We start from the raw sequence: 15,292 nt of genomic DNA on the forward strand, positions 1-15,292 counted from the left end.
TGGAGGCCGGTCACACGCAGCAGGGGAGCGGTCATGAGGGTGGTGATCAGCGTGACGACGACCAGGACGGTGAACAGCCGGTCGTTGATGATGCCCGCCTCGCGCCCGGTCATCAGCACCACGATCTCGGTGAGGCCGCGCGTGTTGACGAGGATCCCGAGCGCCACCGAGTCACGGCCGGACACCCCCGTCAGGCGCGCGCAGAGTGCCGCCCCGAGGAACTTGGTCGCGATCGCCATCACCAGCAGCAGCCCGGTCAGCCCGGCCGTCGCCCAGGTCAGCCCTGCCGCACCCAGGTCGAACGTGAGGCCGAACAGCAGGAAGTAGAACGGCAGCAGCACGGGCCGTGCCACCGAGTTGGTCCGTTCCGCCGCGGCGTCCGCGACCGGATGGCCCGGCGGCCACGCGATGCCGAAGAGGAAGGCCCCGATCAGCGCGTGCAGCCCGAGCGCCTCGGTGATCGCGGCCGACACGGCCACCCCGGCCACCAGCAGGATCCCTGCCGCGGGACCGGGCCTGCGGAGGGCGGGCAGCCCGAGCAGGACGCGCCGTCCGGTGCCCAGCAGGACCGCGCAGTAGGCCACCGCGCCGAGGGCGGTCAGCGCCAGCGCCCCCGCGCTCTGACCGCCGGCCGTGGCGAGCGCGACCGCCAGCATCAGCCACGCGACACCGTCACCGCCCGCCGCGGCGAAGAGGCTCATGCGCCCCGGCAGGGTGCGGGTCAGCCTCAGGTCGGTGAGGATGCGCGCCAGCACGGGGAACGCGGTGATGCTCAGCGCGCAGCCGAGGAAGAGGGCGAACGCGGCGGGCGCGCCGGCCGGGCCGGTGTTGCCGTCGCTGAGGAGGGGAGCGGCGGCCATGCCGGTGGCGAACGGGACGGACATCGAGGCCACGGCGACCAGCACGAACGAGTGCGCCGCGCCGCGCAACCGCACGGCGGCCAGCTCGCGTCCGACCTCGAACATGAAGAGCACCAGCCCGAGCTGGGCCAGCGCCGACAACATCGGCCGCACCTGGTCCGGGAACAACCATCGCATCGTCTCGGGGGAGAGCGCGCCGAGCAGCGACGGCCCGAGCGCGATCCCGGCGAGGATCTCGCCCATGACCGGTGGCTGGCCGAGCCGTACGGCCAGCCTGCCGCCGGTCCATGCGGCCAGCAGCACCAGCGCGGCGGCGAGCAGGAAGTGCGCGACCACCCCGAAATCCTGGTGGCCGCCGCCGGGCTCCCGGCCGTCGGAGCCGAGCGTGGTCAGAACGGTCGCCGCGACGGCGGCGGGGATCCCGGCGAACACGATGCTCACGGTCACGAGGCGGCGCCGCCCGGGCGGGGTGAGCCACGGCATGGCTCCCGCCGCGGTCTCCTGTTCGGTCTCGCCGGTCTCGCCGGTCTCGCCGGTCTTGTCGGTCTCCTGCCCGGTCCCCGTCATGTGGCGCGCTCTTCGGCGTCACCGAGCCGGGCCATGGCCTCGCCGACGGCGTTGGCGAACCAGTCGACCTCGGTCTCGCTGAGCGTGGCGGGCGGGGTGAAGCGCACCACGGTGTCGGTGCCGAGCGAGTGGGCAGCGATCACGCGCCGGGCCAGCAGCTCGTGCATGAACCGCCCGGCGACGCGCGGGTGCGACAGCTCGACGCCGATCAGCAGCCCGCGCCCGCGCACCTCGCGCACCAGCTCGGGGCCGGCCGCGTGTGAGGCCTCGATGACGTGCTCGTACAGCCGCTTGCCGAGCAGTTGTGCGCGCGCCGGGATGTCCTCGCGTTCGATGGTCTCCAGCGTGGCGGTGACCGCGGCCATGCCCAGCGGGTAGCCCGAGAACGTGGAGCTGTGCAGCCGCGGGTTGCGGTCGAGCGGCGCGAACGCGGCCTCGGTGGCGACGACGGCGCTCACCGGCAGGCATCCGCCGCCGAGACCTTTGCCCGCCAGCAGCAGATCCGGCCGCACGCCCTCGGCGTCGCATCCCCACCAGGTGCCGAGCCGGCCGAGTCCCGACTGGACCTCGTCCAGGATCAGCATCGCGCCCGCCTCGCCGCACGCGTCGGCGACCTCGCGCAGATAACCGGGCGGAGGGATGCGCACGCCGCCCTCACCCTGCACGGGTTCGAGGATCACGCACGCCTTGCGGCCGTCGTGGGCCAGCGCCTCGCGCAGCGCCTCGGCGTCTCCGAACGGCACGGTCGTGATGTCGGGCAGCAAGGGCCGGAACGGTGTCTGGAACGCGAGCCGGTCGGTGACGCTCAGCGCGCCGAGAGTCTTGCCGTGGAAGCCGTTCGCCATCGCGATGACGCGGCGGCGGCCACCGGCACGGGCGAGCTTGAGCGCCGCCTCCACCGCCTCGGCCCCGGTGCAGGCGAAGTAGACCCGTTCCAGCCCGGCGGGAGTCGCGGCCGCCAGGCGCTGCGCGGCCTCGGCCAGCTCGCCGGACAGCAGGCTGCGCGTGGCCAGCGGGTGCCGGTCGAGCTGCCGCCGGACCGCGTCGAGGACGGCCGGGTGCCGGTGGCCGAGGATGAAGACGCCGTAGCCGCCGCAGTCGAGGTGCGGCCGGCCCTCCTCGTCCCAGACCAGGGCGCCTTCGGAGCGCACCTCGACGGGCTGGCCGGTCTGGCCGGCGAGCCGGGCCGCCGCCCGGCCGATGTGCCGCTCGTAGTCCGCGACGATCGTTTCGCGGGAACGCGCGGCCGTGTGGTCGGTCGTTCGCATGGTGTCGCCTCCGGTCAGGGGATGAGCAGGGTCCGGGCGCCTTCGCCGCGCGCCAGCGCCTCGGCTGCCGCGCCGGCGTCGGCGAGCGGGGACCGCGCGGTGACCATGGCGGCGGGGTCCAGCTCGCCGGTGACCGCGAGGGCGGCATAGGTGGGAATGTCGGTGGCCGGGTCGACCGAGCCATATACGCAGCCCTGCAGTGTCCGTGCCTGCAGGAAGAGCTCTTGAGCGCTGAACCGCACGAAGTCGTCGCGGGCGCCCGCTCCGGCCACCACGACGCGGCCTCCACGCCGGGCCAGGCTCCATGCGCTCCGGATCGTGGACGCGCGCCCGACGCATTCGATGACGTGGTCGGCGCCGCGTCCGCCGGTGAGCTTGCGCAGCCTGCCGCCCATCGCCAGCGTGGGCGCCGCGACGTGGGTGGCACCGAGGCGGGTCGCGAGCTCGCGCTTGTCCTCGGACGGGTCGACGGCGAAGACCACCTCGGCGCCCGCGACACGCGCTCCCTGGACGGCCGACAGGCCGACGCCGCCGAGCCCGATCACGGCGACCGACTCGCCCGCCGTGACGCGCGCCGTGTTGAGCACCGCCCCCACGCCGGTGGCGACCGCGCAGCCGAGCAGGCCCGCGACGTCGAGCGGAAGGCCTTCGGGCACAGGTATGGCCGCTGCGGCGGGCACGACGGTCTCTTCGGCGAAGGCCCCGACGCCAAGGCCCGGGTAGAGCGGCGTGCCGTCGGAGAGCTCGGCGAACGGCGCCGGCGGCTCTCCCACCTGGGAACACAGATGCGTCTCGTGGCGCGCGCAGTGCCAGCACTCGCCGCAGGGCGGGCTCCAGGTCAGCACGACCTTGTCGCCGACGCGCAGCGAGCCGGCCTCGCGGCCCGCCGCGATGACCGTGCCCGCGGCCTCATGGCCGAGCACCGCGGGGAACGCGCCGGGGAGGGTCCCGTTCGCGAACGAGAGATCGGAGTGGCAGAGTCCCGCACCGGCGACGCGGACCCGCACCTGCCCCGGCCCCGGGTCGGGAAGCGCGATGTCCTCGGCCTTCCACGGGCCGCCGGACTCGTGAACGACCACCGCCATTACCATGCCGTCTCCTTGGGATTCGCGTCACCGCATTCGCCGTCACCGCCGGGGTCGATTCAATGTAGGGCGCGAAACCGGGAATGCTCAAGGTTGATTTCCAACCTGATTTGGCATCGCATATTTTGGCGCGTTCCATTAGGGTGGCGTCACCTGGTAGCGGTGTCATCGTCCCAGGTGGATGAGTTTCTGAGGGCCCGGTTGTGCGGCTGCACAACCGGGCCTTGTTTTTTGTGTCGCGGCACAGAAAAGGTTGTAATAACGCCGCGATCGAGAGCGTGGACATTGACGCTCGAAGAAATGCCGTGTCACCGTTCTGACTCGTAGTCGGCGGCCTCGTGGGCCGGCCGAGGTCACGACGTTCACTCAGGACGGGAATCCACAGTGGGGCTACTCGACTGGCTGGAAGCACCGGACGAATCACACGGGATCAGGCTGGCCGTTCCCGGCGGCGGCTGGCGGTTCCACTCCTACGCCGGGCTCGCCATGGACGTCCGGCGCCTGGCGGCGTTCCTGCGGGACCGGCGTGTCCCGGCGGGCACGCCCGTGTCACTGATGTTGTCGAACCCCCTCGACTTCGCGGCCGGATTCGCGGGCTGCCTGCTGGCCGGTCTCACCCCGTCACCGATCGCCACTCCGCTGACGTTCGGCGGCCGGGCCCAGTACGCCGAGCATGTCGCCGGTGTGCTCCGGGTCGCCCGGCCGTCGCTCCTCCTCGCCGACGGCGAGCTGTACGACGCCGCCGCCGAGGCGGCACTGTCCGCCGGGCTCGCGGACGCCCTCGTGCGGCTGCCCGAGCCGGCGGACCTCCCCGAGCCGGAGATCGCCGGCGGCCCCGGTCGCGCCGGTGGCGCGGGCGGCCCGCAGCCGGACCTCGCGCTGCTGCAGTTCACCTCGGGGTCGAGCGGCAGGCCCAAGGGAGTGCGCGTCACGTGGGACAACCTCGACGACAACATCACCGCGCTGCGCGCGTGGTCGCAGTGGGGACCCGGCGACTCGTTCGCCAGCTGGCTGCCGCTCTACCACGACATGGGGCTCATCGGCGGCCTCCTCACCCCGCTCGTCTCGCAGGCCGACCTGTGGCTGATGACCCCGGACCAGTTCATCCGCTCCCCGCTGCGCTGGCTGGAGTGCTTCGGATCGCTCGGCGCCACGATGACGACCGCGCCGACGTTCGGCTACGCCTACACCCACCGCCGCGTCCGCGAGCAGGAGATCGCGGAGATGGACTTCTCCGGCTGGCGGGTGGCGATCTGCGGGGCCGAGCGCGTCGACGCGGCCGAGCTCGCCGAGTTCACCGCGCTGCTGCGGCCGCGCGGGTTCCGCAGCGAGGCGCTGATGCCCGCGTACGGCCTGGCCGAGGGAACGCTCGGAGTGACCGGCGTCGAGCCGGGCGTGAGCTCGCCGGTGGTCCGGCTCGACGAGCGGGCACTGGCCCCCGGGGAGCCGGTCCGGGTGGCCGAGACCGCGACCCTCGGCGTCGACCGGGTCAAGGGCGCGGGCTGGCTCACCGCCTGCGGGCCCGAGATGCGGCGGGTACGGGTGCGGATCGTCGACGAGGACGGCACAGCCCTTCCGGAGGGCTCGTTCGGCGAGATCCAGATCGGCGGATCCTCCATGGCCGCGGGCTACGCCACCGTCGACGGGACCATCGACTTCGAGCAGGACGGCTGGACCACCGGCGACTCCGGCTTCCAGCTGGACGGCCACCTCTACGTGGTGGGCCGGATCGGCGACAGCCTCAAGGTGCGCGGCCGGCGCGTCCACGCCGAGGACCTGGAGGCCGAGCTGGCCCGGGTCGACGGGATCAGCGCCGGCCGGTGCGCCGTGGTGTTCGGCTCCCACCACGCCGTGGACGTCGCGGCGGCCGTCGTCGAGAGCTCCGGCGAGAGCTGGGTGGAGGACACGGTGGCGCGGCTGCGCGCCGCCACCTCCGACTCGGTGGCCATCGCGGTCTTCAAGGGGCGCCGCGGGATCATCCCGCGCACCTCCAGCGGCAAGACGCGGCGGAGATTCCTGTGGAACGCGCTGCGGATCGGCACGTCGGAGGCCGAGCCCGTGTACGTCGCCGCCGACGCCGAGGGCCGTGCCGACCTGCCCTGGGAGCTCACCGTTCCCGTGCCGCACGAGGAGGCCGCGTCATGACCGTGACAACAGAGCCGAAAGAGACCAAGGAGACGACGGCGTCCAGGCCGGCCGTCGTCGATCCCGCCGACCGCATCACCGCGCACCATCCCACCTGCTTCGGCTGTGGCGGCGGCAACGAGCGCGGCCTGGCCATCCGGCCCGCTTGGGAGGGCGAGGAGATGCGCTTCGAGCACACCCCGCCCCCGACCGCCGAGGGCGGCCCCGGCATCACCCACGGCGGCTACCTGTCGGCCCTCGCCGACGAGGTCATGTCGATGGTCGCCGCCGAGCAGGTGGGCGGGCCCGTCATGACCCGGCGGATGCAGGCCGACTACCAGGCACCCGCGCTCGTGGGGATCCCGCTGACCGTGCGTTCGTGGGTGGACGAGGTGCGGCGCAGGTCGGTCGTCGTCCGGCTGGAGGCGACCCCGCGCGCCCCGAAACAGGACGACACGGCGCAGGATGGCACGGCGCAGGATGGCACGGCGCAGGATGGCACGGCGCAGCCTTGCTTCGAGGCGCGCGGGGTGTTCCTGGAGGTGCCGCGCGAGCTCTGGGTCATGGCGATGGAGGCGCGCAAGCGGGGCCCCGACACCATCGACTGGAGCAAGGGCGACCCCTCGGCGTTCATGCGCTGGCAGATGAACGGCGGGCTCCAGGAGATCTTCAAGCCGGGGCGCCTCACCGCCCCGCTGCGGGTGGCCGTGCGCTTCACGGACGCGCGACCCGCTGACTGGCTCGTCGAGGCCGACGAGCGGGAGCTGCGGACCACTCCGCTGACCGGCGACGCGACCGGTGACCCGGCCCACGACCGGCCCGGCAGCTGGGACGCCCGGTTCCACGGAACCTTCCAGCAATGGCAGCGGCTGATCCGCGGCAAGGCACCGCTCGCAGAGCTGCTCAGCCGGCCCGGAACCCGGGCCGAGGGCAGGCAGGAGGCGCTGACCGAGCTGGCCGTCGCCTTGGACTACAGGAGGTTCGCATGAGCACCACGACCATCGACACCACGACCAGCGAGATCACCGACGCGGCCGACGCCGGAGACGCTTCGCTGCCCGCCCTTCCGACCTCGCGCGAGCTCTACGGCCGCTGGGAGAAACAGCAGTGGGCCGTGGCCGACGTGAAGGTCGACCGTGACGCCCCTGTCTGGCAGGAGATGCGGCCGTTCATCCGGCAGGAGCTGCTCGCCGCGCTCGCGGAGCTGGAGGTCGGCGAGGTCTGCGTCGTACAGACGCTGAGCTCGCTGGTCGACCACGCGCCCAGCGAGGACGACCGCATCTATCTGGCCACGCAGCTCGCTGACGAGGGCCGGCACGTGCGGTTCTTTCAGGACTATCTGAGTGACGCCGCCGGGATCGACCTGGAGGACGCGGCGGACGGCAAGGCCCTGGAGGCCGCCGCCTCGTACGGCAACCTCTTCGAGCCGACCCTGCGGCGCTCGACCGCCCGGGTCCGCGAGCCCGGCGAGGGCGGCACCACCGCCTGGTACCAGGCGCTCGTCCAGTACCACCTGATCACCGAGGGCGTGCTGGCGGCGACCGCGCTGCGCACCATGCGCACGCTGGCGCGGCGGGCCAAGCTCCCGGCGCTGACCGAGGGCCTCACCAACGTGACGCGCGACGAGACCCGGCACGTGACGTACGGGCTGATCGCCGCCCGGCACGGGGTGACCGCAGGGCACCGCGACACCATCGCCGAGACCTATCTCGCGGGCACGCGGCTCGCGGCGCGGGTGATGGTGGCGCCCGAGACCCGCGCCGTCACCCCCGTGCTGCGGATCGCTCTGCGCAGCCGTGCGGCGCAGCTCACCGGGCAGTGGGACATGGCCCGCGACCGGATGTTGCGCCAGCTCGCCGTGATCGGGCTGCCAGAGCTCCGCGCCGAGGCCGCGCGGACCTGGCAGTCCGGCTGTGACCAGGCGATGGACGAGTACCGCGAGCGCTGGGACACCGAGCACCCCGTCCGCCGCGCCGCCGCGGCCTGATCGCGGCCCGATCCTTCCCCATCCATATCCGACGGACCTAGGACCTGAGAGAGGCGTACATGGAGACCACGGAGACGACCGAAGACCTGGGACGGCGCGTGCGGGACCTCATCGGCCGCATGTCCCCGCTGGGCGAGCGGACCGCCGAGTCCCACCACGACGTGATGAACGACCTGGGCTACGACTCGGTGGCCATCGTGGAGCTCGCGCTCGTGCTGGAGACCGAGTTCGAGCTGCAGCCGATCGACGACGAGCAGGCCTTCGACGTCGTCACGGTCGGCGACGTGGAACAACTCGTGCGACGGCTGTCCGGCGCCGGCGCCTGATCTGGATCTGGGAGGGGGCGCCATGCGGCTCGACACGTCCCGTACGGCCGTGCCCGGTGCGAAGGCCGCGGTTCCGGCCGGAACCGGAGGCTGGCTGGGGGCGCTCGCACGGCTCTTCACCATCCCCGCGGAATACCGCGAGGAGATCGTGAGCCGTGAGGGCGCACTGGAGATGTTGCGCTGCGGCGACGGCGTGCTCGACGCCCTCATCGCGGCGGGCCTGCCATGTGGCGGGCCGGCCGGTGCCGAGCTGTTCGACCGGTACGACCTGTTCAACCTCTCGCTGGCGTCGGGCTCGGGGGCCTCGGTGCCCGAACGGAGCATCGAGTTCGCGCTGCGCTGGATGAACGGCGAACCGGACTCCTGGTTCCAGCCCCTGGAGTGGCGGTTCTCGGTCGAGCTGGAGTGCCCCCGCCCGGAGGGGTGCGGCGACGATCCCGTATGGCGGCTGGCCATGCCCCGGCCGGAGGAGTTCGGCGGCGAGGTGCTGATGCTGGAGACCTCGCCGGACGACGCCGAGCGGGGCCCGGACTGGATCACCGCGCGCGGCTCGACCGGGCTCGGTGTGCGCGGGCGGCTGCGGACCCGGGGACGGCCCGGCACGCTGCGGTCCCCGGTCATCCGCCGGATCGTCGAGGACTTCATGGCGGCCGGGCGGCGCTGGGCACGGATGCCCGAGGCGCTGCAGTGCGAGGACGAACGGGTCCTCGCCCACGGCGTCGCGCCCTGCATCTCGGCGAGCCTGCACCTGGAACGGCTCTTCCGCGCGGCGGGGTTCGAGTCGGTCACCCGCCGCGGCTGGATCCTCGGCATGCTCGACCTGGCGCACGCCTGGGTCGAGGTGGTCGACGAGGACGGCGTGCGCAAGCCGATCGACCCGATCTTCGTGTTGTTGTCGGGCTACGCGCGCTCCCCGCATCCGCGGTTCGCCGAGACCTGCCGGGGTTCGCGGCTGAACCGGCTGCTGCCCACCGGCCTGCCCGCCGGATCCCTGCTGGCGTACCACGGCTGCGGCGGGGACGAGCACGTCCCCACGCGGCGGACGGTGATCCGCAGGGCCGCCGGAGCCCCTACTTCCTGACCTTCAGAGGAGCGGAGATGCCACCGGACCTTGCCGCCGACGCCACCGGCGCCACCGACGAGCGGTTCAAGACCGTCCTCGACCGGTTGATCACCATGTCCCAGCGGGACTACTACGACCCCTACACGCTGTTCGACTGGCCCGAGTCGCTGCCCGAGGACGCCTGGTGGATGTCCCCGGAGCTGCTGACCCTGCACAACACCGAGTATGGGAAGACGCTGACGGAGAAGCAGCTGCGCGCCGTCAGCCGGTGGGAGAGCCTCAACTTCTACAGCCTGAACGTGCACGGCATCCGCGAGCTGCTCACCGAGATGATCGCGCGGATCCACACCGACGAGTTCGCCCTCCCGTCGGAGTACTTCCACCACGTCATCGGCGAAGAGAACGAGCACATGTGGTTCTTCGCCAAGTTCTGCCTGAACTACGGGCGCATCTACCCCAACCGGGCCATGGCCTTCGCGGGGCCCGGCATCCCGGAGGCCGACCACTTCCTGGTCTTCTCGCGGCTGCTGATCTTCGAGGAGATCGTGGACGTGTTCAACCAGAAGATGGGCGTGGACGACCGGCTCCATCCCACGATCCAGCAGGTCAACCAGGTTCACCACCAGGACGAGTCCCGGCACATCGCGTTCGGCCGGCAGGCCGTCGCGCTGCTGCACGCACGGCTCCGGGACACCCTCGGCCAGGGCGAACTGGCCGAGCTGGAGCGCTACCTCAAGCAGTACATGCGGTCTTCGGTCGACTCGATGGTCAGCCCCGCGGTCTACCGCGACGCCGGGCTGCCCGAGCCGTACCAGGTGCGCCGCGCGGTGCTCGCCGATCCCGCCCACGAGGACTACACCCGCACGGTCCTGCGGCGCTCGGTGAGCTTCATGGTGAACGAGAAGATCTTCTCCGACGACAGGATCCCACCGGCATGCCCGAACTGACCAACGAGCCGACCACCGCGACGAACACCGTCGGCATCGCCTTCATCGTCGACTACCTGCTGACCAAGCGTCCCGACCTGGACTCCATCGATCCGGACCTGGACCTGATCGAGAGCCGCGTGCTCGACTCCCTCGGCTTCGTGAACTTCCTGTACGCGCTGGAGGAGCACACCGGCCGGGAGATCAGCCTCGACCAGGTCAGCCCCGAAGACTTCCGCACCGTCAACCGGATCGCAGCGAGGTTCCTCCATGACGTCGCCAACGACTGAGGTCCGTTCACCTGGGGCGCGGACCGCCTGGGACACCGGGCTGAAGGTCCAGGACGGCCTGGCCACGCTGGGGCCGGACGCGCTGGCGCTGCGTTCGGCGCTGGACGCCCGCTTCGCGGCGTGGGGAGAGGCCGGGGGTGCGCGCGCCATGGCGTACCCGCCGCTCATGACGGCCGTGGACCTCGCCAAGGTCGACTACTTCGCCAACTTCCCGCACCTCGGGATGCTGGCGGGCGGGCTGAGCCGCGAGGCCATCGAGGCGGGATATCCCGGCGAGGTGCCCGTGGACTCGGTGCCGGGCGGGCGGCTGGCGCCGGCGGCCCACGTACTGCCACCGGCCGCCTGCTACGGCGTCTACTTCGACCTGGCGGGCGAACGGCTGGACGGCGGGGCGCGGCGGGTCACGACGGTCGCGAACTGCTTCCGCCGTGAGGACCACTTCGACGGGCTCCGGCGGCTGCGCGGCTTCACCATGCGGGAGATCGTGTGCGTGGGCGACCGCGACAGTGTGCTGGCCCACCTGGAGCACTTCAAGCAGAAGGTGCTCGACCATGTCGCCGCCCTCGGGTTGCCGCTGGAGGTCGAGGCGGCGACGGACCCGTTCTTCGACCCGAACGGCGCGCGCGCCCTGTCGCAGAAGCTCTTCCCGGTCAAGGAGGAGTTCGTCTACGGCGGATCCCTCGCGATCGCCTCGGTCAACTTCCACCGCAACTTCTTCGGCGAGCGCTGCGACATCGGCACCGGCGACGGCGAGCCCGCCTACACCGGCTGCGTCGCGTTCGGCCTCGAACGCTGGCTGAGCGCCCTCGGCGACCACTTCGGCGAAGACCCGGCCGCCCTGCTCCAAAGGATCACTGATGTCTGACAAGGGTTACGTCCTGTCCAACGCCGACGAGGGCGAACGCCGGCGCCTGGAGGCCATCGAGGCGGCGTACGACCCGCGCACGACCGCCCGGCTGAGCCGCCTCGGCGTGGTGCCGGGCGCGCGCGTGCTGCTGCTGGGAGCGGGCGGCGGGAGCGTCGCCCGCTGGGCGGCCGAGGAAGTGGGTGCCGACGGACGGGTCGTCGCCACCGACGTCGACCCGCGGTTCCTGGAGCCGCTGGCCGACAAGTATCCGCAGCTCGACGTCGTACGGAACGACGCCGTCAACGAGGAACTCCCCGCCGGGCCGTACGACGTGGCCCACGCGCGGCTGCTGCTCGGCCACCTTCCCCAGCGCGAGCAGGTCCTGCGCAAGATGGTGGAGGGGCTCGTGCCCGGTGGCGCGGTGCTCGTCGAGGACTTCGACTGGGGCTCGTACGGCCCCGCGCTGCCGAACGAGGCGGCCGAGAAGGCCATCGGTGCGGTCTCCGATTTCCTGCGGGCCGTCGGGTTCGACACCGCGTTCGGACGGCGGCTGCCCACGCTCATGCGGAGCATCGGCCTGCGGGACGTGGACGCCGAGGGGATCGTGCTGTCGCTGCGCGGCGCGACGTTCCCGCTGGAGCCGATGTACCGGCAGACCTTCGACCGTCTGCTGCCGACCTTGATCGAGCAGGGCCACATGACGGCCGGGGAGGCCGAGGCCCTGCACGCCCGGTTCGACGACCCCGAGCACGACATGCTCACGCAGACCCTGATGTCGGTGTGGGGCCACCGCCCCTCTTCTGAGAACGACCACTGAGCGAGGAGAACAGATGCGCAGTTCCACGCGAGTTCTGGTGATCGGCGGTGGCCCGGCCGGATCGACGGCCGCCACACTGATCGCCCGTCAGGGCTTCGAGGTCACGCTGCTGGAGTCCGCCACGTTTCCCCGCTACCACATCGGCGAGTCGATCCTGCCGTCCGCGCTGCCGGTGCTGGACGTCCTCGGCGTCCGGCAGAAGGTCGAGGAGCACGGCTTCGTGCGCAAGGGCGGCGCCTACTTCGAGTGGGGCCCGGAGAACTGGGAGCTGAACTTCGACCACCTCCAGGGATCCGACTCCTACAGCTACCAGGTCGTCCGTTCGGAGTTCGACGAGCTGCTGCTCGACCATGCCCGAACCCAGGGCGTGGACGTGCACGAGGGCGTGTCCGTCCGGGAGATCGTCTTCGACGGGGAGCGGCCGATCGCCGCCCGCTGGGCACGGACGAAGGACCGCGACGAGAGCGGGACGATCTCGTTCGACTTCCTCGTCGACTGCTCCGGTCGCGCCGGTGTGATGGCGACCAAGTACCTGAAGAGCCGCCGCTACCACGAGGTCTTCAAGAACATCGCCACGTGGAGCTACTGGCGCGGGGTCAAGCCGCTCGACAAGGGCCCCGAGGGCGCCATCGCGGTCTGCTCGATCCCGGACGGCTGGTTCTGGGCCATCCCGCTGCACGACGGCACGTACAGCGTCGGGCTGGTCAGCAAGGCGAAGGCGTTCGCCGCGAAGCGCGAGGAACTCGGCGGGTTGCAGGGCGTGTACGACGACGGGATCGCCCGCTGCCCGCGGATCAAGGACATGCTCGAGAACGCCGAGCAGGTTGCGGAGATGAAGGCCGAGCAGGACTACTCGTACGTGTCGGAGACGTTCTCCGGGCCGGGCTACGTGATGGCGGGCGACGCGGCCTGCTTCCTGGACCCGCTGCTCTCCACGGGCGTGCACCTCGCCACGTTCAGCGGAATGCTCGCCGGGGCCAGCGTCGGCAGCATCCTGCGTGAGGAGTTCACGGAGAAAGAGGCGCTGTCGTTCTACTCGCAGGCCTATCGACAGGCCTACGAGCGCCTGCTCATCCTGGTGTCGTTCTTCTACCGCAGCTTCAGCCGCGAGTCCCAGTTCTTCGAGGCCGACAAGCTCACCCGACGGGAACGCCACATGCTCAACCTGTACGAGTCCTTCCTGTACGTGGTGTCGGGCGTGGAGGACCTGGAGGACGCCAAGGACAGCGCGCTGGACGCCGTGGCGGCACGGCTGCAGGAATCCGGCCAGCTCTTCGCCGGCGAGAACGAGGCGATGGCCGCCATGCCGACCTCCGAACAGAACGCCGTGGGCGGGGTCTACCTCACCTTCGAGCCGCAGCTCGGCCTGCGTCGCCGCAGCGCGGCCGAGGAACTGGTGAGCTGATCCGATGACCTACGTGATCGCCCAGCCGTGCGTGGGGGTGAAGGACGGTTCGTGCGTGCAGGTGTGCCCGGTCGACTGCATCCATCCGGCACCTGGGGAGCCGGGCTTCGACGAGAGCCCGCAGCTCTACATCGACCCGCTGGAATGCATCGACTGCCACTCGTGCGCGCAGGCGTGCCCCGTGGACGCGGCGCTGCCCGAAGAGGACCTGCCCCCCGAGTGGATGTCGTCCTTGGAGGTCAACGCCGCCTTCTTCACCGAGAAAGGACCACTATGACCAACCCCGAGAGCGTCGTTCCCGCCGCTGGTGACTACTCCAAGGAGGAGGCGGACGAGTACCACCTCACGCCCGCCGAGGCCGACCGTCTCCTCGCGAACGCGAAATGGCGCAGGTTCGCCGTGATGGGGGACAGCCTGGCGGAGGGCCTGGGTGAGGAGTCGCCCGGCTACCGTTCGGTGACGTGGAGCGACCGCACCCGCGACGCCCTGATCCGGCGGATGCCGGACCTGGCGTTCCTCAACGTCGGGTTGCGCGACCTGATCGCCTCGGAGGTGCGGGAGCAGCAGCTCGCCAGGGTGCTGGAGTTCGAGCCGGACCTGGTGGCCCTGGTGGCCGGCGGCAACGACCTGTTCCGCAAGGACTTCGACCCCGCCGACGTCGAGGCGGAGCTCGACCAGATCGTCGGCCCGCTGCGGGCCGCGGGCGCCGACGTCGTCATGTTCGCGCTGATGAACATCTCCGCCGCGATCCCCGAGGTGGCGGCGCTGAAGCCCAACATGGAGCTTCTGAACGCACGAATCCGGGCGGTCGCCGCCCGGCACGGCGCGCTCCTGGTGGACATGTGGAACCACCCGGGGTGCGCGTCCAGGGACATGTTCAGTTCCGACCTGATGCACTCCTCGATGCGCGGCCACGCACTGCTGGGGGCGGAGACCATCCGCCGGCTGGGCGTGTACCTGGCGTCCGGGTGAAGGAGGCGATCGACAGATGGTGAGCACGAACAGCAGCGGAGCCGCGCCCTCGGTGGTCAGCGGCAACTGGCAGACCAACAAGCGGCTCGCCACGGTGTGGGACCGCGGCGTCAAGAGCCGCCCGGTCGCCATGGTCTACGGCGCCGTGGTCTTCGCCACCGACAACCGCAAGATGTACCGGCACATGGCGTCGGCCGTCGCGCTGCCGGAGGGGACGTCCGTGCTGGACATCCCCTCGGGCGGCGGCGTGGTCTTCCTCGGCCTGCGGCCCGGGAAGCCGCTGCGGTACGTGGCGGCCGACATCTCGGACCTGATGCTCGACCGGGCGAGAGCCGAGGCGGACCGGCGGGGGCTGGACTTTGTCGAATTCGAGAAGGCCGACGCCACGGAACTCCCGTTCAAGGACGAGGAGTTCGACGTCGTGGTCTCCTACAGTGGCCTCCACTGCGTCCCCGACCCGGAGGCGGCCGTCCGGGAGTGGTCGCGGGTGCTCAAGCCGGGCGGTGCCGTGAAGGGGAGCGTGGTGGTGCGCGGCGCCTCGTTCCTCCCCGACCGCTTCATCAACCTGTGGGTGAAGCTGCGGATCCTGGACGTGGTGACGCCGGTGGAGGAGGTGCGCCGCTGGTTCCGTGACGCGGGCCTGCGGGTCGTGCGTACCGAGACCTCGGGCGCCGTCCTCTATTTCGAACTGGAAAAGCCCAAGGACCGAAAAGCCTAAGGGCAGCCAAGCCTTCCGGATCTGAGGAATGCCCGTC

General features: G+C 71.5%; 15 protein-coding genes and 1 pseudogene. 13 read left to right on the forward strand and 3 right to left on the reverse strand.

Going from position 1 to position 15,292, the window contains the following annotated elements; all coding sequences use genetic code 11:
- Positions 1-26: 26 nt before the first annotated feature.
- From F8566_RS51850 to F8566_RS38510, 3 genes and pseudogenes are all read right to left on the reverse strand, one after another.
- Positions 27-1,427 (reverse strand): annotated as a pseudogene (locus F8566_RS51850) (cation:proton antiporter domain-containing protein); the annotation flags it as partial.
- A complete protein-coding gene (locus F8566_RS38505; RefSeq protein WP_151567212.1) occupies positions 1,424-2,695 on the reverse strand; it encodes an aspartate aminotransferase family protein in 1,272 nt (423 codons plus the stop codon). The pseudogene F8566_RS51850 and the gene F8566_RS38505, both read right to left, overlap by 4 nt.
- A 14-nt stretch (positions 2,696-2,709) precedes the next feature.
- Positions 2,710-3,786: a zinc-binding dehydrogenase gene (locus tag F8566_RS38510; RefSeq protein ID WP_151567214.1), complete on the reverse strand. Its 1,077-nt coding sequence runs from the start codon at positions 3,784-3,786 to the stop codon at positions 2,710-2,712.
- Between the two features lie 378 nt (positions 3,787-4,164).
- Here F8566_RS38510 and F8566_RS38515 point away from each other — a divergent pair, with 378 nt between their 5' ends.
- Genes F8566_RS38515 through F8566_RS38575 form a run of 13 tightly spaced genes read left to right on the forward strand, consistent with a single transcriptional unit; the run spans position 4,165 to position 15,255 of the window.
- The gene (locus F8566_RS38515) at positions 4,165-5,925 is read left to right on the forward strand and encodes an AMP-binding protein (protein WP_151567216.1); all 1,761 of its coding nucleotides are present in this window, start codon (positions 4,165-4,167) and stop codon (positions 5,923-5,925) included.
- The gene (locus F8566_RS38520) at positions 5,922-6,893 is read left to right on the forward strand and encodes a PaaI family thioesterase (RefSeq protein ID WP_151567218.1); all 972 of its coding nucleotides are present in this window, start codon (positions 5,922-5,924) and stop codon (positions 6,891-6,893) included. The genes F8566_RS38515 and F8566_RS38520 overlap by 4 nt, the downstream gene beginning before the upstream one ends.
- On the forward strand, positions 6,890-7,891 hold the full coding sequence (locus tag F8566_RS38525; RefSeq protein ID WP_192810082.1) for a ribonucleotide-diphosphate reductase subunit beta: 1,002 nt from the start codon (positions 6,890-6,892) through the stop codon (positions 7,889-7,891). Before F8566_RS38520 ends, F8566_RS38525 begins: the two co-directional genes overlap by 4 nt.
- 59 nt (positions 7,892-7,950) lie before the next feature.
- On the forward strand, positions 7,951-8,217 hold the full coding sequence (locus F8566_RS38530; RefSeq protein ID WP_225993891.1) for an acyl carrier protein: 267 nt from the start codon (positions 7,951-7,953) through the stop codon (positions 8,215-8,217).
- Positions 8,218-8,239: 22 nt separating this feature from the next.
- Complete coding sequence (locus F8566_RS38535) at positions 8,240-9,298, forward strand: hypothetical protein (RefSeq protein ID WP_151567222.1); 1,059 nt, start codon at positions 8,240-8,242, stop codon at positions 9,296-9,298.
- Positions 9,299-9,315: 17 nt separating this feature from the next.
- Complete coding sequence (locus F8566_RS38540; RefSeq protein ID WP_151567223.1) at positions 9,316-10,227, forward strand: diiron oxygenase; 912 nt, start codon at positions 9,316-9,318, stop codon at positions 10,225-10,227.
- Positions 10,215-10,496, forward strand: a complete 282-nt coding sequence (locus F8566_RS38545; RefSeq protein ID WP_151567225.1) for an acyl carrier protein — start codon at positions 10,215-10,217, stop codon at positions 10,494-10,496. The genes F8566_RS38540 and F8566_RS38545 overlap by 13 nt, the downstream gene beginning before the upstream one ends.
- The gene (locus tag F8566_RS38550; protein WP_151567227.1) at positions 10,477-11,361 is read left to right on the forward strand and encodes a class-II aminoacyl-tRNA synthetase family protein; all 885 of its coding nucleotides are present in this window, start codon (positions 10,477-10,479) and stop codon (positions 11,359-11,361) included. The genes F8566_RS38545 and F8566_RS38550 overlap by 20 nt, the downstream gene beginning before the upstream one ends.
- Positions 11,354-12,160 (forward strand): class I SAM-dependent methyltransferase, encoded by an 807-nt coding sequence (locus F8566_RS38555; protein ID WP_151567229.1) that lies wholly within the window; start codon positions 11,354-11,356, stop codon positions 12,158-12,160. The genes F8566_RS38550 and F8566_RS38555 overlap by 8 nt, the downstream gene beginning before the upstream one ends.
- Positions 12,161-12,173: 13 nt before the next feature.
- Positions 12,174-13,565: an NAD(P)/FAD-dependent oxidoreductase gene (locus F8566_RS38560; RefSeq protein WP_151567231.1), complete on the forward strand. Its 1,392-nt coding sequence runs from the start codon at positions 12,174-12,176 to the stop codon at positions 13,563-13,565.
- 4 nt (positions 13,566-13,569) lie between these two features.
- Complete coding sequence (locus F8566_RS38565; RefSeq protein ID WP_151567232.1) at positions 13,570-13,842, forward strand: indolepyruvate ferredoxin oxidoreductase subunit alpha; 273 nt, start codon at positions 13,570-13,572, stop codon at positions 13,840-13,842.
- Positions 13,839-14,537 carry an SGNH/GDSL hydrolase family protein gene (locus F8566_RS38570; RefSeq protein ID WP_151567234.1) on the forward strand — a complete coding sequence of 233 codons (699 nt, stop codon included), beginning with the start codon at positions 13,839-13,841 and terminating at the stop codon, positions 14,535-14,537. The genes F8566_RS38565 and F8566_RS38570 overlap by 4 nt, the downstream gene beginning before the upstream one ends.
- Positions 14,538-14,553: 16 nt before the next feature.
- Positions 14,554-15,255 carry a class I SAM-dependent methyltransferase gene (locus F8566_RS38575; protein WP_151567236.1) on the forward strand — a complete coding sequence of 234 codons (702 nt, stop codon included), beginning with the start codon at positions 14,554-14,556 and terminating at the stop codon, positions 15,253-15,255.
- Positions 15,256-15,292: the final 37 nt, after the last annotated feature.

This window comes from Actinomadura rudentiformis (assembly GCF_008923185.1).
Lineage (GTDB): Bacteria > Actinomycetota > Actinomycetes > Streptosporangiales > Streptosporangiaceae > Spirillospora > Spirillospora rudentiformis.